This is a genomic window from Pandoraea sp. NPDC087047 (assembly GCF_044745225.1).
Classification (GTDB): Bacteria; Pseudomonadota; Gammaproteobacteria; order Burkholderiales; family Burkholderiaceae; genus Pandoraea.
Map to the genome: position 1 here is coordinate 407,572 of NZ_JBIUZU010000004.1, position 21,715 is coordinate 429,286.

General features: G+C 65.0%; 16 protein-coding genes and 1 pseudogene. 4 read left to right on the top strand and 13 right to left on the bottom strand.

Annotation, left to right across the window (positions count from 1 at the left end; genetic code table 11):
• Window positions 1-92: 92 nt before the first annotated feature.
• Window positions 93-2,057: a squalene--hopene cyclase gene (gene shc / locus ACIPHM_RS09795; RefSeq protein WP_400327500.1), complete on the top strand. Its 1,965-nt coding sequence runs from the start codon at window positions 93-95 to the stop codon at window positions 2,055-2,057.
• Window positions 2,058-2,188: 131 nt separating this feature from the next.
• The gene (locus tag ACIPHM_RS09800; protein ID WP_400327316.1) at window positions 2,189-2,884 is read left to right on the top strand and encodes a phosphorylase; all 696 of its coding nucleotides are present in this window, start codon (window positions 2,189-2,191) and stop codon (window positions 2,882-2,884) included.
• A gap of 110 nt (window positions 2,885-2,994) precedes the next feature.
• Here the strand turns inward: ACIPHM_RS09800 and ACIPHM_RS09805 are convergent, their stop codons facing one another.
• From ACIPHM_RS09805 to ACIPHM_RS09825, 5 genes are all read right to left on the bottom strand, one after another.
• Window positions 2,995-4,197 carry a glycosyltransferase gene (locus tag ACIPHM_RS09805; RefSeq protein WP_400327317.1) on the bottom strand — a complete coding sequence of 401 codons (1,203 nt, stop codon included), beginning with the start codon at window positions 4,195-4,197 and terminating at the stop codon, window positions 2,995-2,997.
• On the bottom strand, window positions 4,194-5,189 hold the full coding sequence (gene hpnA, locus ACIPHM_RS09810; RefSeq protein WP_400327319.1) for a hopanoid-associated sugar epimerase: 996 nt from the start codon (window positions 5,187-5,189) through the stop codon (window positions 4,194-4,196). The genes ACIPHM_RS09805 and hpnA overlap by 4 nt, the downstream gene beginning before the upstream one ends.
• Entirely contained in the window at window positions 5,190-6,311 is a 1,122-nt protein-coding gene (gene hpnH, locus ACIPHM_RS09815) for an adenosyl-hopene transferase HpnH (protein ID WP_400327320.1), read from the bottom strand.
• A gap of 24 nt (window positions 6,312-6,335) precedes the next feature.
• Window positions 6,336-7,295, bottom strand: a complete 960-nt coding sequence (gene ispH, locus ACIPHM_RS09820) for a 4-hydroxy-3-methylbut-2-enyl diphosphate reductase (protein WP_400327322.1) — start codon at window positions 7,293-7,295, stop codon at window positions 6,336-6,338.
• Between the two features lie 336 nt (window positions 7,296-7,631).
• Complete coding sequence (locus tag ACIPHM_RS09825; protein WP_400327323.1) at window positions 7,632-8,276, bottom strand: phospholipid-binding protein MlaC; 645 nt, start codon at window positions 8,274-8,276, stop codon at window positions 7,632-7,634.
• A 247-nt stretch (window positions 8,277-8,523) separates the two neighbouring features.
• Between ACIPHM_RS09825 and ACIPHM_RS09830 the strand changes: the two genes are divergently transcribed.
• Entirely contained in the window at window positions 8,524-11,154 is a 2,631-nt protein-coding gene (locus ACIPHM_RS09830; RefSeq protein ID WP_400327324.1) for an MMPL family transporter, read from the top strand.
• A gap of 104 nt (window positions 11,155-11,258) precedes the next feature.
• Here ACIPHM_RS09830 and dxs read toward each other — a convergent pair whose 3' ends face one another.
• The 8 genes and pseudogenes from dxs to ACIPHM_RS09870 all read right to left on the bottom strand — a co-directional run.
• The gene (dxs, locus tag ACIPHM_RS09835) at window positions 11,259-13,163 is read right to left on the bottom strand and encodes a 1-deoxy-D-xylulose-5-phosphate synthase (RefSeq protein WP_400327326.1); all 1,905 of its coding nucleotides are present in this window, start codon (window positions 13,161-13,163) and stop codon (window positions 11,259-11,261) included.
• Between the two features lie 31 nt (window positions 13,164-13,194).
• A complete protein-coding gene (locus ACIPHM_RS09840; RefSeq protein ID WP_400327328.1) occupies window positions 13,195-14,268 on the bottom strand; it encodes a 2-aminoethylphosphonate aminotransferase in 1,074 nt (357 codons plus the stop codon).
• Between the two features lie 39 nt (window positions 14,269-14,307).
• Window positions 14,308-15,495: a phosphonopyruvate decarboxylase gene (aepY, locus tag ACIPHM_RS09845; RefSeq protein ID WP_400327330.1), complete on the bottom strand. Its 1,188-nt coding sequence runs from the start codon at window positions 15,493-15,495 to the stop codon at window positions 14,308-14,310.
• Window positions 15,488-17,197 carry a phosphoenolpyruvate mutase gene (gene aepX / locus ACIPHM_RS09850; protein WP_400327332.1) on the bottom strand — a complete coding sequence of 570 codons (1,710 nt, stop codon included), beginning with the start codon at window positions 17,195-17,197 and terminating at the stop codon, window positions 15,488-15,490. The genes aepY and aepX overlap by 8 nt, the downstream gene beginning before the upstream one ends.
• Window positions 17,194-17,958 carry an NTP transferase domain-containing protein gene (locus ACIPHM_RS09855; protein WP_400327334.1) on the bottom strand — a complete coding sequence of 255 codons (765 nt, stop codon included), beginning with the start codon at window positions 17,956-17,958 and terminating at the stop codon, window positions 17,194-17,196. The genes aepX and ACIPHM_RS09855 overlap by 4 nt, the downstream gene beginning before the upstream one ends.
• A gap of 15 nt (window positions 17,959-17,973) precedes the next feature.
• Complete coding sequence (locus ACIPHM_RS09860) at window positions 17,974-18,996, bottom strand: flippase-like domain-containing protein (protein WP_400327336.1); 1,023 nt, start codon at window positions 18,994-18,996, stop codon at window positions 17,974-17,976.
• On the bottom strand, window positions 18,997-19,842 hold the full coding sequence (locus ACIPHM_RS09865) for a 2OG-Fe(II) oxygenase (protein WP_400327502.1): 846 nt from the start codon (window positions 19,840-19,842) through the stop codon (window positions 18,997-18,999).
• A gap of 93 nt (window positions 19,843-19,935) precedes the next feature.
• Window positions 19,936-20,583 (bottom strand): annotated as a pseudogene (locus ACIPHM_RS09870) (CDP-alcohol phosphatidyltransferase family protein); the annotation flags it as partial.
• A 331-nt stretch (window positions 20,584-20,914) separates the two neighbouring features.
• Between ACIPHM_RS09870 and ACIPHM_RS09875 the strand changes: the two are divergent.
• Window positions 20,915-21,670, top strand: a complete 756-nt coding sequence (locus ACIPHM_RS09875; RefSeq protein WP_400327338.1) for an SDR family oxidoreductase — start codon at window positions 20,915-20,917, stop codon at window positions 21,668-21,670.
• Window positions 21,671-21,715: the final 45 nt, after the last annotated feature.

Consider the following 21,715-nt stretch of genomic DNA (forward strand, 5'->3'; position numbering starts at 1 on the left):
ATGCTTCCGAAAAGGAAGCGCGACGCACGGCCACTGCCACGGCCGTGGATCTTAAACTGCATACCGAACTCGCTCAGAAGGTGAGCACGGCAATGGCCACGCAGACGCTGGAAACCGGCATCGACCGTTCGATCACGGCGCTGCTCGACCTGCAACAGGAAGACGGTCACTGGCTCTTCGAGCTTGAGGCCGATGCGACGATTCCGGCCGAGTACGTGCTGCTTCGCCACCATCTGGGAGAGAAGGTCGACGCCGAGCTCGAAGCGAAGGTCGCCGCGTATCTGCGTCGCATTCAGGGCGAGCACGGCGGCTGGCCGCTGTTCCATAACGGCAAGTTCGACATGAGCGCGAGCGTGAAGGCGTACTTCGCGCTGAAGATGATCGGCGAGCCCATCGACGCACCGCACATGGTGCGCGCCCGCGAAGCCATCCTCTCGCGCGGCGGTGCGCAGAATTCGAACGTCTTCACGCGCATTCTGCTGGCGCTGTACGGCGTGCTCTCGTGGCGTGCCGTACCGATGATGCCCGTCGAGATCATGCTGCTGCCGCAGTGGTTCCCGTTCCATCTCTCGAAGGTGTCGTACTGGGCGCGCACGGTGATCGTGCCGCTGCTGGTGTTGCAGGCCAAGCGTCCGCGTGCACGCAATCCGAAGGGCGTGGGCATCGACGAATTGTTCATCGGCAGCCCCAAGGACGTCGGTCCGCCCAAGCGCGCTCCGCATCAGAGCCGGTTCTGGTTCACGTTCTTCTCGGGCGTCGATCATGTGCTGCGCGTGCTCGATCCGTTCTTCCCGAAGACGCTGCGCGAGAAGTCGATCGAGCGTGCCGTCGAGTTCGTCGAGGAGCGCCTGAACGGAGAAGACGGTCTCGGCGCGATTTATCCGGCGATGGCCAACTCGGTCATGATGTACGACGTGCTCGGCTATCCCGAAGATCACCCGAGCCGCGCCATTGCGCGCAAGTCCGTCGAGAAGCTGGTCACGCCGGCCGATCACGAAACATACGTGCAGCCGTGTCTGTCGCCGGTGTGGGATACCGCGCTGTCCGCCCACGCGTTGCTCGAGACGGGCGACAAGCGCGCCATCGAACTGGCGGGCAAGGGGCTGGAATGGCTCATCCCGTTGCAGATTCTCGACGTGCGGGGCGACTGGATTTCGCGTCGTCCGAATGTGCGTCCGGGGGGCTGGGCCTTCCAGTTCGCGAACCCGCATTATCCGGACGTGGACGACACGGCTGTCGTCGCGATGGCGATGGATCGCTACGAGAAGCTCGCCGGCACGTTCAAGAACGACAAGGTCGACGCCAGCACGCGCCCGATGCGTCATGCGATCGATCGCGGCACTGAATGGGTCATCGGCATGCAGAGCAGCAACGGCGGCTGGGGCGCATTCGAGCCCGAGAACACTCATCTGTATCTGAACAACATTCCGTTCTCGGATCACGGCGCGCTGCTCGATCCGCCGACGGTGGACGTCTCCGCACGCTGCCTGTCGATGCTCGCGCAACTGCCGCAATCGCCGGAGCGTAAAGCCTCGGCCGATCTGGCGTTGAAGTACATCCTCGACGATCAGGAAGCCGATGGCAGCTGGTACGGCCGCTGGGGCATGAATTTCGTGTACGGCACCTGGTCGGCCATGTGCGGTCTGGCCGGGGCGGGCGTCCTGCCGGAGCATCCGGCGATGGCACGCGCTGCGCAGTGGCTCATCTCGATCCAGAACGCCGACGGCGGCTGGGGCGAGGACGGCGACAGCTACAAGCTCGAGTACAAGGGGTACGAGGCGGCGCCGAGCACGTCGTCGCAGACGGCATGGGCGCTGCTCGGCCTGATGGCGGCGGGCAAGGCCAACGATCCGGCGGTCAAGCGTGGCGTCGACTACCTGCTCAATACGCAGAACGAAGAAGGGTTGTGGGACGAAGCGCTCTACACGGCGACGGGCTTCCCGCGCGTGTTCTATCTGCGCTATCACGGCTATCGCAAGTTCTTCCCGCTGTGGGCACTCGCACGCTACCGCAATCTGACGGTGCGCAACGACTGCCCGGTGCCTTGCGGCATGTAATATCGTAGCGCGCCGTCTGCGTGCTGCATCCGTCGCCCCGGCGTTGACGATTTTCGCGTCGACTACCGGGGCGATTCGTTTCACTGTTCCCTTGATCCTCTGATCCCTATTGATCCTGCTGAAGGAAGCGCATGAGCTCACCCATCGTCGTTGTGACCGGCATGCCATTTGAAGCCCGCATCGCACGTGGCGACGGGGTGCGTGTGGTGTGTGCGCAGAACACCACGCTTGCCGGTGACCTGGAGACGGTCATCGCTCGCGAGGGCGCGCGCGGTCTGGTCAGTTTCGGCACGGCGGGCGGCCTGATTCCCGGCGTGAAGCCCGGGCAGTGGGTCATCGCGCACAAGGTGATCGATATACCCGCGAACGCGCACGAGTACGTCTCGTCGATGGCGTGGGGCGATGCATTGCGACGGGCCATGCCGTCGGCCTTGCGGGCCGACGTGGCAGGGGTGACGGCACCCGTGGTGACGGCCGGCGACAAGGCCGCGTTGTTCCGCGAGAGTGGGGCGGCGGCGGCCGATATGGAGTCGCATATCGTGGCGCGCGTGGCGCAGGCGCACGGCCTGCCGTTCGTCGTGGCGCGCGTGGTGATCGACCCCGCTGAACGTTCTCTGCCGGCGGCGGCGCTCGCCGGCATGCGCAGCGACGGTTCGACCGACATCCTCGGGGTGCTGCGCTCGCTCGCTGCCAATCCGCTTCAGTTGCCGGCGCTGCTACGCGTCGGGCACGACGCCGGTCGCGCCAAACAGGCCATGCGTCACGGGCGTCAGATCGTCGCCCTCAAACTCGGTGATGGGTTTGGCGCGGCGGTCGTCGGCATCTGAGCCTCTCCTGCGCGTCGTTCTCGCGAGCGGCGGCATCAAAGAAAAATGCCAGCGTGTCTGAACCGACAGGCTGGCATTTTTGTTTCCGGCTGACGCTCGAACGCGGTGAATCAGACGTCCGACGATTGCTGCCCGCGCGCTTGGGCGCGTCCCTTCCACATACCGCCGCGACCGCGCCAGTGTTGCAGCGCCGAGTCGAAGGTGAAGACAGTGTAGAGCGCGGCGACGAGCGGCAGCAGCGGTCCGAAGCTCGACGGCTGACGGTAGAAGCGCAGCATCGGCAGATACGACAGTGTCATCGCGATCCAGGCGAACAGGCCCAGCCACTGGCCGATGCCGTCGCCGAAAATCGTCATGACCGGCGGCACGATGAACGTGAGCAGCAGCGAGACGATCGTGCCCGCGAGCAGCAGCGGCGAGTATTGCAACTGCGCGTAAGCCGTGCGCGACACCATCTTGCGAATCTCGCCGAGGTTGTCGTACGGACGCACGCTCACCGCACGCTCGGTCAGTCCCAGCCAGATGGGGCCTTGCTTCTTGAGCATGCGTCCCATGGCGCAGTCGTCGATGATCTCGTCGCGAATGGCGTCGATGCCGCCGGCTGCTTCGAGCGACGCACGGTGGATCAGCATGCATCCGCCAGCCGCTGCCGCCATCTTCTTCTTCGGATCGTTGACCCATGCGAAGGGGTAGAGCATCTGGAAGAACAGCACGAACGCCGGAATCAGCGTGCGCTCGAACCACGCCGTGCAGCGCAGCTTCGCCATGAGCGAGACGAGCACGCGGTTATCTCCGTTCGCGCGCGTGACCAGACGGCGCACGTTCTCGGGCGAGTGGGCGATGTCGGCATCGGTGTGCAGCAGATAGTCGGGGGAGATGCCATCGTCGTTGGTAGCGGGGTCGCAGGCGAACGCAACCCCCTGACGCACGGCCCACATCTTGCCGGTCCAGCCGCCGGGCAGGGGCTGGCCGCTGAGAACATCCACGCGACGCGTGAGGCCATCGGCTGCCGCGCGCGCAGCTGCGTCGCGAGCGAGGTCGGCGGTGCCGTCGCTGCTCTGATCGTCGACGACGACAATGCGCAGCCGTCCGGCGTAATCCTGACGGCACAGCGACTCGACGACCTGACCGATCGATTCCGCCTCGTTGCGCGCAGGAATGACGACGGCGACAGCGGGCCAGACATCGGGCACGGGCAGACGCTCTTCGTCCAGATCGTCGCGCTCACGCGCACGCCAGAAGCCGCCTTGCGAGCTCAACAAATAGATCCAGATGGCCAGCGACAGGGCGGCGATCCAGGCCAAAACAGTCATGACAGATATCCGGCAGAACCAAACCAGGCGAGCGCGTCGCGCAGGCCTTCGGAGTAGGGGCGAGCGGTGTAGCCCAGTTCGCGCTTCGCCTTCTCCGACGAGAAGAACATGTGGTAGCGCGACATCTTCAGGCCGTCGACCGTGACGAACGGCTCCTTGCCGGTGAAGCGCGCCACGCCTTGCGCCGCCATGGCGAGCGGGTAGAGCGGCCAGCGCGGCAGCGCGATCTTCGGCGCCTTGCGCCCGACCTCGCCTGCGATGGTGGCGAGCATGTCGCGCAGCAGCACGTCGTCGCCGCCGAGAATGTAGCGCTCGCCGATACGGCCGCGCTCAAGGGCCAGCAGATGGCCTTCGGCGCAGTCGTCGACGTGCACGAGATTCAGACCGGTATCGACGAACGCGGGAATCTTGCCCTGCGCCGCTTCGACGATGATGCGCCCGGTTGGCGTAGGCTTGATGTCGCGCGGACCGATGGGCGTGGACGGATTGACGATCACGGCGGGCAGGCCGTCGTTCGCGATCATTTGCTCGACCAGACGCTCGGCCGCGACCTTGCTGCGCTTGTACACGCCGATGGTCGTGGCTTCGTCGTTCGGGGAGGTTTCGTCGACGGGGCCGGCAGCGTCGTGCACACGCAGCGTGGCAACGCTGCTGGTGTACACCACACGCTCGACGCCCGCACGCAGCGCGGCTTCCATCACCGTGCGCGTGCCGTCGATATTGGCCCGCATGATGTCGTTGGGGTCCTTCGCCCAGAGACGATAGTCGGCGGCGACGTGGAGCAGGGCGTCCACGCCGGCGAGCGCGCGTTGCATCGATGCCGCATCGCGCATGTCGCCTTCCACGACTTCAACGGGCAGATCGGCGAGGTTCGCGCGCGGGCTGGTGCCACGCACCAGCAGGCGAACCTCGTGACCGCGCGCGAGCGCCGTGCGTGCTACCGCAGAACCGACGAACCCGGAGGCGCCGGTAACCAGCACTCGCGCCGGCATTTACGCCTTGGCCCGGCGCAGTTCGTCGAGCTTGATCTCGACGTGCTTCGAGAACACGAACTCGGCCGGACGCTGCTTGGCGAACGAGATGTCTTCCGCCATCGGGCCATCGGTACGAACGCCCTTGAGCGCCACACCCAGCGCGCGCAACGGACGCGACATCGTCTCGTTCACGGCCGTGGCTTCGAAGCCGCTGTGCACCATGCAGTCGGCGCACTTCTCGTAGTTGCCCACACCGTACTTGTCCCAGTCGGTGGTGTTCATCAGTTCCGTGTACGTCTTGGCATAGCCTTCGCCAAGCAGGTAGCACGGACGCTGCCAGCCGAACACGGTACGCGTCGGGTTGCCCCACGGCGTGCAGTGATACGAACGGTTGCCGGCCAGGAAGTCGAGGAACAGGCTCGACTGGCTGAACGTCCAGTTCTTGCCGCCGTTGCCGCGCTTGAGAATGTCGCGGAACAGTTGCTTGGTCTTCGAGCGGTTCAGGAAGTGCTGCTGATCCGGGGCGCGCTCGTAGGCATAGCCGGGCGAGACGGTGATGCCGTCGAGGCCCAGGTCCTTCGTCGAATCGAAGAACCTGGCGACCTTTTCCGGATCGGCGTTGTTGAACAGCGTGCAGTTGATGTTCACGCGGAAGCCGCGCGACTTCGCCAGCTTGATGGCCGCCACGGCGCGGTCGTACACGCCTTCCTGCGACACGGCGGCGTCGTGCATTTCACGGTCGCCGTCGAGGTGAATCGACCAGACGAAGAACGGGCTCGGCTCGTAGTCGTCGATCTTCTTCTCGAGCAGCAGGGCGTTCGTGCACAGATAGACGAACTTCTTGCGCTCGATGATGCCCTTGACGATCTGGGGCATTTCCTTGTGCAGCAGCGGCTCGCCGCCGGCGATCGAGACGACCGGTGCGCCGCATTCGTCCACGGCGTCGAGCGAGTCCTTGAGCGAGACGCGCTGATTCAGGATGGGATCGGGATAGTCGATCTTGCCGCAGCCCGAGCACGCGAGGTTGCAGCGGAAAAGCGGCTCGAGCATCAGCACCAGCGGGTAGCGCTTGTTGCCCTTGAAGCGTTGCTTCATCAGATAGGCGCCAACATACGCCTGTTGCAGAAAGGGGATGGCCAAGTTCGGCTCCTGTTTCGTGTAGCGTTAGCCAGCGACCGCGTGGCGCGCGGCGGCCGGCTCGTCTTTGGTCAATTCCGACGGCAAGCGGAACTGGATAGTTTCCTCGATGCCGTCCATGAGAGTCACTTCGACAGTGTCGATACGACGCAGCGCGTCGATCACGTCTTCGACCATGCGCTCGGGCGCGGACGCCCCTGCGGTGATGCCGATGCGGGCCTGGCCGCGCACCCATTCCGGATTTACCTCGGAGCCGTCGGCCACGAGATAGCTCGGCAGCCCCATTTCGGAGCCGATTTCGCGCAGGCGGTTCGAGTTCGAGCTATTCGTCGCCCCGACCACGAGCAGTACGTCCACACGCTCGCACAGCTCGCGCACGGCGGTCTGGCGATTCTGCGTGGCGTAGCAGATGTCTTTGGTATTCGGGCCGACGATATCGGTAAAGCGACGTTGCAGCGCAGCAATGATACCGCGAGTCTCGTCGACCGACAGCGTGGTCTGCGTTACGTACGAGACCGGCGTATCGATGGCGAGCGGCAAAGCGTCGACGTCGGCCTCGGTCTGCACGAGATGCACGGGGCCGTCGATCTGGCCCATCGTTCCCTCGACTTCCGGGTGACCGGCATGGCCGATCAGAATCACTTCGCGCCCGGCAGACACGTAGTTCTTGCCCTGAATGTGCACTTTGGTGACGAGCGGGCAGGTGGCGTTGAGCACCTTCAGGCCGCGAATTTCCGCTTCCTGCTCGACGACGCGTGCGACGCCATGGGCGCTGAAAATGGTGACAGCGCCCGCAGGGGCTTCGGACAACTCGGCGATGAAGCGCGCACCCTTCGCCTTGAGCGAATCGACCACATGCTTGTTGTGGACAATCTCATGGCGAACGTAGACCGGGGCGCCGTATTTTTCCAGCGCACGTTCTACGATTTCGATGGCACGTATGACACCCGCGCAAAACCCGCGGGGTTGGGCAAGCAAGACTTGCATTCAGCTCTCCGGCTCAGGTCGGCCGGGATGGCGGTTTCTATCGGGTGCCCATGTCCTGACATCATGGCCTCATGGAACGCGCGAGGCCAGTTTCGATGGCAATTCGCGTGCACCCGCGGGGGGACCGCCGTCCGGTCGTTTGACAAGCGACGATTGTAACCGCCGCGGCCAAATGTTGCTGACGACCCCCGGTGGGAAGACGTCAGCCGGTGTTGCGTAAATGTTGACGAAACGACACGTATCCGGGGCGGATCTTTGCCGAAGTTGCCGTTATCCCGGCGCGCGCGCCCCGGATGGCTCGCGCCGGTCGCGACGTGCGTCGCTAAGTCTTTGATTTTATTTGCCGAAACGGTCGTTCTTTTCACGCAGGTAGGCGATCAGGCTGTCGATGCCGCCTTGCGCGATGCGTGCCTTGAACTGCGGCTGATACAACTGGATGAGCCATGCGTTGGCCACGTTCTCGCCCATCATGTTGATGTCGTAGATCTTCCAGCCCTTATCGGTCTTTGCCAACCGGTAGGCCACCGACAGATTGTCGCCGGTGCCGCTGACCGTGGCGCCGACCACGACGTCCGAGCTGTTCGCCGTGAGCTTGGCCGGGTCGAACTTGAAGGCGATATCGTTGCCGCGCACCTGCGAGAGTTGCAGCGCGAACGTGTTCACGAGCAACTGCTGGAACTGCTCGAAGACCTGTTGTTGCTGGGCCGGCGTAGCGGCGTCGAAGACCTTCGGGCCGACGGCGTAGCGCGTGGTGCGATGGAAATCGGCGTAGGGCAGGAAGTCGCGCGTGACGACACGCGCCGTGGCGGTGACGTCGCCGGTCTTGGCGGCCGCGTCGGCCTTCACGCCCTTGACGACCGTCTCGACGGCCGTCCTCACCATATCGTTCGGATTGGCGCTGCTCGCCTGTGCCCAGGCGCTGGATGCGCCACCGATGCCGCTCAATGCGACGGCGGCAACCGTCACCAGAAATTTGTTCATGCCAGCTTGTCTTCGTGGGTTGAATGCGGGTAGGCCGTAGTGTAGTGCAGGTGATGCTCACGCGGCCCCTGTATACTGCTGCGATTTTGTAAATTCACCGTTTCGTCGCTTTCCATGGGCTGATCGACGGGCATTGCCTGCGATTGGTTCCTTATTTCCCGCGATGTTTATCCTTTCGTGAACTATCGGAAAGGGAAGAAGCGACGTGCATGACGGTGAGACTTCCACTTTCTTCCGGAACCGCTACATGCTGACTTCGCTCGTCGTGCGCATCGTCCGTTTTTCGGCGAAGCACGCGTACCCAGTCATCTTCGCTTCGCTGCTGCTCGTGGTGGCCAGTTGTGTGTACGTCGCCAGGCATTTCGCGATCAACACCGACGTCTCCAGCCTGATCGATCTGAACACCCCGGCCGCCGAGCGTGGCCGTGAGATCGACCGTGCCTTCCCGCAGAAGACCGATCTCACGCTGGCTGTCGTACAGGCCCCCGCCGCCGAGTTTGCCGACAAGGCCGCCGCCGAACTGGCGGCAAAACTGGAGACCGAGACGGACGTATTCCGCACGGTGAGCCGTCCGGGGGCGGGCGAGTTCTTTGCGCACAACGCGTTGCTGTTCGCCTCGACCGACGACGTGAAGTCGCTCACCGGCAAGCTCGAAGACGCGAAGCCGCTCCTGAATCGTCTTGCCCAGGACCCCAGTCTGGCCGGTCTGTCGAACCTGCTGTCGGTCACATTGCAGACGCCGCTGCTCACCGGTCAGGTGAAGCTGGCGGACATGACGCGTTTGCTCGGCAACGCGGCGGATACCTCGGAAGCGGTGCTCGCCAATCGCCCGGCGGCGATGGCCTGGCGCGCCCTGGTGGCACCCGACACGGTGGCGCGCAGCTACGTGCAGGTGCAGCCGGTGCTGGACTACGCCGCGCTGGAAGCCGGGGCGAATGCCGCCACGCGCATTCGTCAGGCGGCGGCCGATCTGAAGCTCGCGGAGCGTTACGGTGCGACTGTGCGTCTGACGGGCCCGCGCCCGCTCTCGGACGAGGAGTTCGCGTCGGTGCGTCAGGACGCCGGGCCGAACGCCGTCATCACGCTGCTGGCCGTGCTGGTAGTGCTGTGGCTGGCCGTGCGCTCGGGCAAGATGATTGTTGCGGTCTTCATCACCTTGCTCGCGGGGCTGGCCATCACGTTTGCGCTCGGTTTGATGATGGTCGGCGCGCTCAACATGATTTCCGTGGCATTCGCGGTGCTGTTCGTGGGCATTGGCGTGGATTTCGGCATTCAGTTCGGCGTGCGCTACCGCGAGGAGCGTTATCGGCTGGAGCATGACAATGGCGTGTCGGGCGACGAGCGCTTGCGTGGCGCACTGGCGGGCGCAGGCAAGGCGATCGCCATGCCGCTGTCGCTGGCCGCTGCGGCCACGGCGGCGAGCTTCTTCTCGTTCCTGCCGACGGACTATCGCGGCGTGTCCGAACTGGGCCTGATCGCGGGCGTGGGCATTCTGTGCGTGGCGTTCCCGTCGGCCATCACGTTGCTGCCCGCGCTCATCAGCGTATTCAAGCCGAAGGGCGAGCCGAGCCCGCCGGGCTTTCGCAGCCTCGGGCCGGTCGACGACTTCACCGAGAAGCATCGCAAGCCGCTGCTCTACGGCACGCTCGCCCTCGTGATCGGGGGACTGCCGTTGCTCGCGCATCTGCATTTCGACTTCAACCCGCTGCATCTGAAAGATCCGCATACGGAGTCGATGGCGACGCTGCTGGCGCTGTCGAACTCGCCGGAAGCGGGGGTCAACGACGTGCAACTGCTTGCCCCGAACCTGGCTGAGGCCGACACCGAAGCCTCGAAGCTGCGCGCAGTGCCGGAAGTGGGACGTGTCGTGACGCTCACGACGTTTCTGCCGCCGGACCAACCGGCCAAGCTGGCGATGATCGGCACCGCGGCGGCGTCGCTGCTGCCGGTGCTCACGCAAACGGCGCTGGCGCCGGTGCCCGACGCCACACGCGTGTCGGCGCTCAAGACGGCTGCGGGCCAACTGGAAGACGCCGCGCTCGATTACCCGGGCGAAGGTGCGAAAGAAGCGCAACGTCTGGCCGCGGCGTTGCGCAAGCTCGCCGCTGCGGACCCGGCCACGCGTGATCGGGCCGAGCGTGCGATTGCCGAGCCGCTGAAGCTCGCGCTCGGCCAGTTGCGCGACGCGCTGCAACCGCATGCCGTGACGCGCGAATCGCTGCCCAAGGACATCGCGTCGCAATGGATTTCCGCCGACGGACGCGCCCTCGTGAACATCTCCCCGCGCGTGGCGAAGGGCGAAGATCCGAGCAACGACGTGATGCTGCGCAAGTTCACCGAAGCCGTGTTGCAGACCACGCCGGACGCCGTCGGCGGCCCGATCTCGATCCTGCGCTCGGCCAATACCATCATCCGCGCGTTCATCGAAGCGGGCCTGTGGGCATTGCTCTCGATCACGGTGCTGCTGTGGCTGGCGCTGCGTAGTTTTGGCGACGTGCTGCGTACGCTCGTGCCGTTGCTCGTCTCGGCGGCCGTCACGCTCGAAGTCACCGTGTTGATCGGCCTGCCGCTGAACTTTGCCAACATCATCGCGTTGCCGTTGCTGCTGGGCGTGGGTGTGGCGTTCAAGATCTACTACGTGATTGCGTGGCGTCACGGGCAGTACCGTCTGCTGGCTTCCGGCCTGACGCAGGCCATTGTGCTTTCCGCTGCCACGACGGGGATTGCGTTCGGCAGCTTGTGGCTGTCGCATCACCCCGGCACGTCGAGCATGGGCAAGCTGCTGGCGCTGTCGCTGGTGTGTACGCTCATCGGCGCGGTATTCTTCCAGCCGGTGCTCATGGGCAAGCCGCGCGAGAAGGCGGCGCCGAAATCCTGAGAACAGCAGGCGCAGTGAGGCAATAAAAAACGGCACCGAAAGGTGCCGTTTTTCTTGGCGATGCGCTTGCTGCGGGTGTCGTGTGCTGGCAATCGACCACGCGACTACACGGCCTCGACCTTGCCGCCAAGGCGTTCGGCCAATGCACGACGAATCGACGCGGCGATGCCCTGTGCATCGAGACCGACCGACGCGAGTTGCTGTGCCGGCGTGCCCTGATCGATGTACGTATCGGGCAGCCCCAGTTGCAGCACCGGGACCAGCACGCCGTTGGCGTTGAGCGCTTCGATGCACGCCGTGCCCGCACCGCCCATCACCGCGCCTTCTTCGAGCGTGACGACGAGATCGTGCGTGCGCGCCATGTCGAGTACCGTTGCAGTGTCGAGCGGCTTGACGAAGCGCATGTTGACCACGCTCGCGTCGAATGCTTCCGCCACTTGTTCCGCCGCGGCGACCATCGAGCCGAATGCCAGAATCGCCACGCGGCGACCTGCCGGGGCGGCGCTTTGGCGACGCGTCTGTGCGCGGCCCACCGGCAGCGTCGAGAGGCCCGCTTCGGTTTTCACGCCGGGGCCGGTGCCGCGCGGATAACGCACCGCGCTCGGGCCGTCGATGCCCAGCGCCGTTTGCAACATCTGACGGCATTCGTTCTCGTCGGCCGGCGCCATCACCACCATATTGGGAATGCAGCGCAGATAGGCAATGTCGTACGCGCCCGCATGTGTTGCGCCGTCGGCACCGACCAGGCCGCCGCGATCGATCGCAAAGACGACCGGCAGATTCTGCAATGCGACGTCGTGAATCAACTGGTCGTAGCCGCGTTGCAGGAACGTCGAATAGATCGCGACGACGGGCCTGAGCCCTTCTGTCGCCAATCCGCCCGCGAACGTGACGGCATGTTGCTCGGCGATCCCCACGTCGTAATAACGCTCGGGGAAACGCTTTTCGAACGCCACGAGACCGGAGCCTTCGCGCATGGCGGGGGTGATGCCAACGACCCGCTTGTCCGCCGCGGCCGCGTCGCACAGCCATTCGCCGAAGACTTGCGTGTAAGTCTTGGCCGACACCGTGCCCGGCGCCGAGGGCCGAATGCCTTCGTTCGGGTTGAACTTGCCCGGGCCGTGATACAGCACCGGATCGGCCTCGGCCAGTTTGTAGCCTCGGCCCTTGCGCGTCACGACGTGCAGGAACTGCGGCCCCTTGAGCGCCTTGATGTTCTCGAGTGCGGGAATCAGGGCGTCGAGATCGTGGCCGTCGATGGGGCCCAGATAGTTGAAGCCGAATTCCTCGAACATCGTGCCCGTCGGCGAGACGATGGCCTTGGCGTGTTCTTCGAGCTTGTGGGCGAGTTCGCGCATCGGCGCGGGCGCATTGCGCAGCAGATTGCGCACGCTTTCCTTGCCCGCGGAGTAGAACTGCCCTGACATCAGCCGTGTGAGGTACTGATTGAGCGCACCGACCGGCGGCGAGATCGACATATCGTTGTCGTTGAGCACGACGAGAAACGGCAGATCTTCGTACACGCCCGCGTTGTTCAGCGCCTCGAACGCCTCACCGGCAGTCATGGCGCCGTCGCCGATCACGGCAATCGCGTGGCGCTTCTCGCCCTTGACCTTGCTCGCCAGCGCCATGCCCAGCGCGGCCGAAATCGACGTACTCGAATGCGCCGTGCCGAACGTGTCGTACGGCGACTCGTCGCGCTTCGGAAAGCCCGACAGCCCGTGCCACTGACGCAGCGTGGGCATGGCCTCGCGCCGGCCCGTCAGGATTTTGTGCGGATAGGTTTGATGACCCACGTCCCACACAATGCGGTCGTTGGGCGTGTCGAAGACGTAATGCAGGGCAATCGTCAGTTCGACGGTGCCCAGATTCGACGACAGATGCCCGCCCGTGCGCGAGACATTCTCGAGCACGCAGGCGCGCAATTCGTCGGCCACGCGCCGAAGTTCGGCACGCGACAGGGCACGCAGTTCGGTCGGGGAGTGGATGCTGGCTAGCAAATCGGTCATGGCTGAACGTCCTGAACCGCCGTCTTTGCGCTCACTTCACCAGTCTGGCGAAGGAAGCGAGCAGGCGATCGATGTCGGCCGCCGTGAGGTTGCCCATCGTCGAGATACGGAACAGTTCCTTCGACAGACCGCCCTGGCCCGCGTAGATCACGAAGCCGTCGGCCTTGAGCCAGTCGTGCAGGCGCGGATAGTCGACGCCAGCGGGCAGTTGGTACGCGCGCAACACCACCGACGATTCCCCCGGCGGCAACACGCTGTCGATGCCCAGGGCGGCCAGACCAGCACGCGCCTGCTCGGCGAGCGCGCCGTAATGTGCGTGGCGCCGTTCCCAGCCACCGGCGTCGTCCAGTTCGCGCAGGGCTTCGACCAGCGCGTAGTAGGCCTGCACCGACGGCGTGAACGGCGTATTGCGCTCGGCTTGCAGCTTCGCAAGGCGGGCGATGTCGAGGTAATACGTGCGGCTGAAGGCCTTGGCGAGGGCGTCTTTGCGCACCAGCACGAACGACACGCCCGGCACGCCATGCACGCACTTGTTCGCTGTGGCCGCCACGGCCACGATGCCCGAGTCGTTGAAGTCGATGGCTTCGGCAGCAAAGCTGCTCACGCCGTCGACCAGCAGATCGATGCCGCGCTCGCGGCAGACGCGGGCGATGCCGGTCAGATCGTTCAGGCGGCCCGTCGTCGTCTCGTGGTGAATGATCGCCACGTTCGTGTACGGACGCTCACCGGCGGCGTCGAGCCTGGCGACGATCTGCGCCAGATCGGGCGCCTGCATCCATTCGAAATGGATGACGTCGTGATCGATGCGGTACTGCTTCGCGATCTGCGAGATGCGCTCGCCGTACACACCGTTCTCGACGATCAGCAGGCGGCCGCCTTCGGGCACGAGCCCGGCGGTCATGCTCTCGACAGCGGCCGTGCCCGAGCCGGTCATCAGCACCGGCGTCCACACGGCCGGGTCGAGGCCGTAGACAGCCGTCAGACGCGCGCGCGCCTCGTCTTGCAGGTCGAAGAATTCGGGCTCGCGGTGGCACAGATCGGGTTGCAGCAGGCTTTTGCGAACGCGCTCGGTCAGGGTAACGGGGCCCGGATTCAGTAACAGCATGGCGAAGCTTCCTCGGCAGATTTCGTAGTGGGGAGACGCTCAGGCGGTGGCCTGAGGGCGTTGTGCAATGTGGTCCATCAAACGCGACTTGACCGCTTCCGGCGTGATTTTCGGACGCGGCAAGCCGTCAGGCGTGCCGGGGCGCGTGGTCAGGCAGGCGAAGCGCGGGCCGTCGTTCAGGCTGGCGCTGCGGCCATCGAACAGTTGCTCGATGACGTCGAGCGTGTCGCCTTCGAGCGCGAGCGCGTAACCGCTGGCTGCGGCCACGCCGGCGAACGATACCGTCGGCGAGACCGTCGCCTGAGCGCCGGTCGAGTCGTGCGAGGCGTTGTCGAGTAACAGATGCACGAGATTCGACGGACCGTAAGCGCCCAGCGTCGCAAACGCGCCCATGCGCATGAGTGCCGCGCCGTCGCCGTCGAGCGCGATCACCCGCAGGTCGGGACGCGCCAGCGCAAGTCCGAGCGCCAGCGTCGTCACGCAGCCCATCGAGCCGACCATGTACAACTGGTTGGCGCGGTCGTCGAGCGCGTACAGTTCACGTGAGCAGAAGCCGGTCGACGCCAGCACGACGGTGCCTTCGAGCGGGGTGTGAGCGATGACGCGGGCGAGGGCATCGTGGCGCGTCGGCAATTCCGAGGGCGTCACGCCGTGCATGCTCGATACCGGTGCCGGCTGTGCCGGACGTGCGGGACGCTCGGCCGGTTGCAGCGGAAAGGGCGCCACGCTGCCCTTTTGCATGACGAGCGCGTAGGGGCGGCCGGTGTCGTCCATATGACGCACCGCACGCGCGAGCGCCGGGGCAATCGCCTCGGGCTCGGTCGGGAACAGTTCCCACGGCACTTCCATCAGGTCGAGCATGGCCGGCGTGATCGGGCCCATGAGCGCATGCTGCGGCTCATCGGTGATGCCCGGCTGGCCGCGCCACGTCACGATCAGCAACTGCGGCAGACGGAAGGTCCACGTGAGCGACGTGAGCGGACTCACGGCGTTGCCCAGGCCCGAGTTCTGCATCATCGTGACGGCACGCGCGCCACGGCCTTCGCCGAGCGTCGCCCCCGCCGCGATGGCGACCGCGTCGCCCTCGTTGGCAGCCGACAGGTAATGCAGTGTCGGGTCTTGCAGCACGTAGTTGATGAACGGCGTGAGGAATGAGCACGGCACGCCGGTGTACCACGTGAAGCCGTGCTCGCGCGCGGCTTCGACGAACTGTCCTGCCTCAATCACCTTGCGCCTCCGGGGTGGCGCCGCTGAACGGCGTCTGTCCGTGGGCGAAATCCGCCGCGCGGCGGAATTCTTCCATGTCGTTCACACCGCGCCAGTGGCCGTGCACGTATTGAACTTCGATCTTTGCGCCGTCGGCAGCCAGCGCGTTGATGAGTTCCGGCATGCCGAGCTGGTCGAAATCGGGGCGGGCCTGCAACGCGGCGAAAACACGTTGGAGTTGCGCGCGGCCCTGGTCGCCATGCACACCCAGCAGGCCGATCCAGCGGCCGTTCGGGGTGCGCCCGGCATCCGAGGCGTCGCCGCTGATCTTCTGGAGCAGCACTTGCTGGCCGAACAGGCCGCGGTCGTCACCGGCCGAGCAGTACGCGAAATCGCGCACGCTGGCGTTGGCGGTATTGGCATTCACGGCGGCCGTGGAGTCGACCACGACGGTGAAGTCGGCGTCGCTCTCGACCAGATCGCGCACGATGTAGCTGCGGAACAGCAGGTCGCCGTACGAGATGACCGTATCTTGTGCGAAGGCGTCGGCCACGCGTGCGAGCGAGGCGAGCTCGCCGGTTTCGGCGTGACGTTCGTTGATCGCGAGCGTGATACCGGCCGTGTCGATGGCGTCGGCACGATAGCCGCCCACGACCGTGATGTCGTTCACGTTCTGCTTCTTGAAGCCGTCGACCAGCCAGCGCAGCAGCGGCTTGCCCGCGACCGGCAGCATGACCTTCGGACGGTCGGTTGTCACACTCTCCAGATTCTTGCCACGGCTTGCGGCCAGCACGATGGCCGAGCGCGGAGCGTTGGCGGCGGACAGGTAACGGTCTTCGGCTTCGGTGTACTCGTCGGCGTCTTGCAGACGGAAGATTTCGTCGACGGTCGCGATGCGGTCTTCGACATTCACCAGCGTTTCGTTGCGATGGATCTCCGCAGCCACGGCTTGCATGGCCGACGTGGCCGAGCGAATCAGATGGTTCGCCCAGATCACCAGGCTGATGCCCGCTTCGCGGAATACGTCGGTCGGCGTGCTGTAGTACTTCGTCGGCACGATCACCAGCGGGCAGCGGTTATCCCACTCGCGGGCGAACTGCACGATCTCGTCGGCGCGCTTGAGCTTGCTGTGAATCAGGATGGCGTCGGCACCGGCCTGGCGATAGGCCTCGGCACGGCGCAGGGCTTCTTCCATGCCCCAGCCGGCGATCAGCGCTTCGACACGGGCGACGATCGAGAAATCGTCGTCGGCCTGCGAGTCCTTGCCGGCCTTGATCTTGCCGCAGAACTCGTCGATGTCGGCCAGCGGCTGACGCTCGCCGCCAATGAAGCTGTTGGTCTTCGGGAAGACCTTGTCTTCGATACACACGCCGGCAACACCGCGTTGCTCGAGCTTGCGCACGAGACGTCGCATGTTGTTGAAGTTGCCGTAGCCGGTGTCGCCGTCGAGCAGGATCGGCAGGTTGCTGGCGTCGGCCATGAATTCGAGGTTATCGACCACCTGCGTCCAGCTCGCTTCGTTGTTGTCGCGAACGCCGAACTGCGCCGAAATGGCCAGGCCGGACGCCCAGATGCCTTTGAAACCGGCCTCGCGCACGATACGTGCGGACAGGCCGTTGTGGGCTTCCATCAGGAATTCGAGTTGGTTGCTGCGCAGCATGGCGCGCAGTTGTGCCGCGCGCGTGGCGGTCGGCGGGAGGGTGAATGCGTCGGGAGCGTTCATTCGGACACCATCGTGAGCGGTTCGAGTTGCGGCAGCACGTCATCGGCTGCGCGTTTCACATCTTCAGGGTAGTCGATTTCGATCCACGGGAAGCCCGTGACATCGGCCGTTTCGAATTGCGCGCCGCGCTCGAGCAGCAGATCACGCACGGCTTCTTCGTGCGGCATCTTGGCGCGGCCCGATTCGACGTAATCGCGCGTGATTTCCGCCAGACGCGTGGCCGTCGCTTCGTTGAAACGGAAGAAGCCGACCGACTCGCCAACGGTGTCGTATTCGAGGCCGACCATGACCTGCTTGCGCAGCTCGACGGGCACGCCGTCGCGCAGGCACAGCTTGACCGGCTCGTCGCCGACTTCGAAGTCACGGTCGATGAGCAGACGGTTCGCCGTCTTGCCCGCAACGAGCGCGTTGAAAATGCGCTGGTCGTAGAGTACGTCCGCGTCCATCACGAGCACGTCGCCGCCGGCGGTCATCGCGTCGGCCGTAACGTGCAGCGTGAGCACGCTGCCCAGATTGAATTCCGGGTTGAGGTAAATCCTGGGGCGCGGTGTCCAGTTCAGGCGGTCGAGTTCCTCGCTCACCTGCTCATGATGGAAACCGAGCGCCAGCACGACGTCGGTAATGCCCGCAGCGGCCAGCATGCGCAGGTGGCGTTCGAGCAACGACATGCCGTCGAACTTCAGCAGGCACTTGGGCGACTGCTTGTTTTCGGGCTGGAGCAAACGCAGGCCCATGCCTGCTGCGAGAATGATGGCCCGCATGATCGATATCCTTCTTTAGAGCGGTGCAGTATCCGTGGCAGTGGGCAGCGGCACGCTTTGTTGCGCGGCGCGCTGGCGGCGCCAGCCACGTTCGGAGAAATGCAGATAGACGAGGCCCGGCACGCCGAGCAACAGCTCGCGCGTACGTTTGGCCAGCGACAGGGCGAGCGCGGCGTCAGCCGGCAGCCCCACGAGCGGGGCAAGTAGCAGATAACCGCCTTCCTGCACGCCGAGCGAACCCGGCACGAAGAACGCGGCACCGCGAATCGCCTGCCCGAGACTTTCGAGCAGCAGGGCGTCGACCCAACTCACCGGGTGGCCGATGAATTGCAGGATCAGCCAGACCTCGGCGGTGCCGACGATCCAGCCCACCAGGCTGAGCGCGAAGCTCGCGAGCACCTGACGCCGACGGCCGTACATGCGATGCACGATTTCGTCGACGGCGTCGGCGCGGTCGAGCAGCGACGACCAGTCGCGCTTGGACGACATCTTCGAGAGCATGCGAAACGCCCAGCCGAAGATGCCGCGCCGTTGTGCGACGTAAAACGCGTAGAGCAGACCGGAGATGAGCGCGGTCGCGAGCAGCATCGGCAGCCACAGGCTGTCATTGGTGCGATGCGTGGCGCTGATGCCGAACACCGCGAGCCCCAGCAGCGCGAAGACGATTTGCGCCACGGCTTGCAGCGTGGTGCTCACGGTGATGGCGGCAGCCGCTTCGCGACCGGCCATGCCGCGCTGCTTCATTTGACGCACCATCGCAATCGGGCCGCCGATCTGGCCCGCCGGCAGCAGGCTGTTGACCGATTCGCCGACCCAGCGGGTGAGCGTGGCGCGACCGAGCGTGCACGACTTCGCCACCAGCACCTGAATGGCAGCGGCGTCGAGCACCAGCGGCACGAGATGGAAGGCGGCAATGGGCAACAGCCCCCAGCCGGCCATGGCCAGCGTGGACATCACCGATCCCGTGCCCTGCCAGACGAGCAGGGCGACGAAAAGGGCGAAACCGAGGGTGAGAGAGACGATGGCGGTCCGGTTCATTTAGCGTTTCGTCCGTCCCAGAATCTGACGAAACACCTGCCGGAAACCGAAGTAGGCGATGGCGTCCTTCATGTTCGAAATGAAGCGCTGCCAGGTGCCCATGCGCGGGTCGGTCACGTACTCGAACGTGAGCGAAATTCGCTCCTCGTTATCGCCGAGCGGCGTGATTCGGTGATGCAGCTTGTCCCCGTCGAAGAACACCAGCGCACCCGGCGGATACGCCACGGCGCCATCGACTTGCTGCACACCCGGATTGCGCGTGTGCAGCCGGTACTCGAGCTTGCAGCTCGATTGGTCCACTACGCCGAGCAGCAAGGTGTAGCGGCGGCCCTTGTAGTAGGAAGTGTCATAGTGCCAGCCGATGTGATCGCCCGGACGCGTGTAGTAATACAGCGCGTACGCGTGCGGGTCGTCTTGCGGCGACGGCAGCAGCTTCTCACCGGCCAGACGCTCCAGAAAGCGCATCAGGGCAGGCGAGCGGTACAGCTCGGCCACGAACGGGGCGTGCTCGTCGAGCGTGTGGCGGCTCACGCTGCCCCCCTGCTTGTGACCCGGCAGATAGTTGCGGTTCACGTTCGGCGTGACGGCGCGGGCTGCGGCGATCAACTGTTGCGTGACCGATTCCGGCAGGAACTTCTCCATATAGATGAAGGCGTCCTGCGACTTGAATTCGCCAGTGACCGCGTCGAAGTCGACGGCGTCCAGCGCGCGCTCGATTTCGGCGTTTGCGGCGAAGGCAGCGGGTGCCGCCGGTTCGCGCGGCGTGGCGGCGGGGGCGGCAGCCACTCCAGTTTCCGCAGACGCTGCGGCAGGCTCACTGGCCTTGAGCGGCAGCGCGCGGCGCATCACGCGCACGTAATCGGCGAGCACGAGCAGCGCGAACAGCGGTGCGCCGACGGCAGCGGCGATCAGAAAGCCGCGCGTGCCGTCGAACAGCGTGACGAGCGGCATCAGATACAGCACGTCTTCCGTCTCGAAACCGCCTACGGATGCCTGCTTCGTACCGGCTTTCCCCACGCGTTCTTCAATGCGCATGCGCAAAAAGAAGATCAGGGCGACGGCAACGCCGGCAATCCAGCCGAGTGCCGAGGCCGATAGCGGCACGGGCAGCGGGAAGCGACCGGGTGCGGCAGCTGCGACGCCCATGCCGATGCCGCCGAAAAGCAGCACGGTGACGAAGGCGTCCGACGCGAGGTCGTAGAAGTGACCGATACGGCTCGTCTTGCCGCTGATGCGGGCGAGCTCGCCATCCGTATGGTCGATGAAGTTCGAGAGCACGAGCAGCACGGCGCCGAGGTTGGCCATGGCATAGCTGCCTTGCGCGAACGCCCACGCGCACGCCAGCCCGACGATCAGGCGGACGGTCGTGAGGTGGTTCGGCGTCACTGGCGTGCGCACGAGCGGCGTGACCAGCCAACGTGCGAGACGCGCGTCGTATTGACGCGGGCGCGGCGGCACGGGACGTGCGGTTTTGCTTGTAGCCGGCGCAGCAGCAGGCGCCGAAATGATTTTCGGTATCGTTTCCATGAGGGGGGAATATATACCCATAAGGCGGTAATGTGCAGAGCACTCAAAACGCCTGCACATACCGCGACAACCTTGGTGAATCAGGGCATTGACGCGCGATGAACCTTGCGCTGCACGGCGTGCCGGGCACCCCGACAGGGCCCCGCCAAATACCCTGTTACTACGGTAGGAGATAAGCGTACTGAGTTCGCGATTATATTCCGCAATACTCTGTTTCGCTTTTGAGACGTCCGGCGTCGTTTTGACGCACTGCGCCGCGTCCCGCCGCGCTTTTGCCCGGCTTTTCCTTGAAAAACGACTTCATGTCGGTATAGCGGCCGTCCGGCGATGCGCGGATAATGACGGTCCCGTCTGCCTATTTTTGCGGTGTTATCCGACCGCACTCCTCCCAATGTCCCAAACGATTGCCATTCTGACCGGAGGCTCCCGCGGCCTCGGCGCGTCGCTCGCCCGTGGTCTGCTCGCCCCCGGTACCCATCTTGTGACGCTGGCGCGCCGCCCGGACGACGAACTCGCTGCGCTGGCCAGCGCACAGGGCGTCACGCTCGAACAGATCGCCGTCGATCTGGCGGACACCGAAGCCGCCGCCAGCACCGCCGAGCGCCTTTTCGCCGCGTTGCCGCGCGACGCCGCCCGGTATCTGCTGATCAATAACGCCGGCACTGTGGCGCCGGTGGCCAACTCTTCGGCACTGACGGACCCCGTCGCCATCAGCGCCGCTTTTGCGCTGAACGTGACGTCCGTGATGCTGCTGACGGCACGCTTTCTGGCCGCAACGCAAGGTCTGGCCGCGAAACGCCAGATCGTGAACATCTCGTCGGGCGCCGGTCGTAATCCGAACGCAGGCTGGGCCGTCTACTGTTCGACCAAGGCCGCGCTGGATATGTATACGCGCGTGGTCAATGCGGAGCATCGCGAGCACGGCGTGCGGGCGATCTCGCTCGCTCCGGGCGTGGTGGATACCGGCATGCAGGAGGCGATTCGCAGCAGCAGCGTCGACAGCTTCCCGGCGCTGGCACGTTTTCAGGATCTCAAGGCGAGCGGCAAGCTGTCGTCGCCGGAAGACGTTGCACGCCGCATTCTGGCGCTGACCGAGCATGACGATTTCGGGCACACCGAGATCGACGACATCCGGAACTACGCGTAAAAAAACACCAGCCAGCGTGAGTGCTGGCCGGTGTGGTTTTCCTGA

What these genes read in the sequence shown, in the direction of transcription:
- ACIPHM_RS09800 (WP_400327316.1), top strand. Translation starts at nt 2,189, where the DNA reads ATGAGCTCACCCATCGTCGTTGTGACCGGCATGCCATTTGAAGCCCGC.
- ACIPHM_RS09830 (WP_400327324.1), top strand. Translation starts at nt 8,524, where the DNA reads ATGCTGACTTCGCTCGTCGTGCGCATCGTCCGTTTTTCGGCGAAGCAC.
- aepX (WP_400327332.1), bottom strand. Translation starts at nt 17,197, where the DNA reads ATGAACGCTCCCGACGCATTCACCCTCCCGCCGACCGCCACGCGCGCG.
- dxs (WP_400327326.1), bottom strand. Translation starts at nt 13,163, where the DNA reads ATGACCGATTTGCTAGCCAGCATCCACTCCCCGACCGAACTGCGTGCC.
- ACIPHM_RS09840 (WP_400327328.1), bottom strand. Translation starts at nt 14,268, where the DNA reads ATGCTGTTACTGAATCCGGGCCCCGTTACCCTGACCGAGCGCGTTCGC.
- ACIPHM_RS09865 (WP_400327502.1), bottom strand. Translation starts at nt 19,842, where the DNA reads ATGCGCCGCGCGCTGCCGCTCAAGGCCAGTGAGCCTGCCGCAGCGTCT.
- hpnA (WP_400327319.1), bottom strand. Translation starts at nt 5,189, where the DNA reads ATGCCGGCGCGAGTGCTGGTTACCGGCGCCTCCGGGTTCGTCGGTTCT.
- ACIPHM_RS09805 (WP_400327317.1), bottom strand. Translation starts at nt 4,197, where the DNA reads ATGACTGTTTTGGCCTGGATCGCCGCCCTGTCGCTGGCCATCTGGATC.
- ACIPHM_RS09875 (WP_400327338.1), top strand. Translation starts at nt 20,915, where the DNA reads ATGTCCCAAACGATTGCCATTCTGACCGGAGGCTCCCGCGGCCTCGGC.
- shc (WP_400327500.1), top strand. Translation starts at nt 93, where the DNA reads ATGGCCACGCAGACGCTGGAAACCGGCATCGACCGTTCGATCACGGCG.
- ACIPHM_RS09860 (WP_400327336.1), bottom strand. Translation starts at nt 18,996, where the DNA reads ATGAACCGGACCGCCATCGTCTCTCTCACCCTCGGTTTCGCCCTTTTC.
- ispH (WP_400327322.1), bottom strand. Translation starts at nt 7,295, where the DNA reads ATGCAAGTCTTGCTTGCCCAACCCCGCGGGTTTTGCGCGGGTGTCATA.
- ACIPHM_RS09855 (WP_400327334.1), bottom strand. Translation starts at nt 17,958, where the DNA reads ATGCGGGCCATCATTCTCGCAGCAGGCATGGGCCTGCGTTTGCTCCAG.
- ACIPHM_RS09825 (WP_400327323.1), bottom strand. Translation starts at nt 8,276, where the DNA reads ATGAACAAATTTCTGGTGACGGTTGCCGCCGTCGCATTGAGCGGCATC.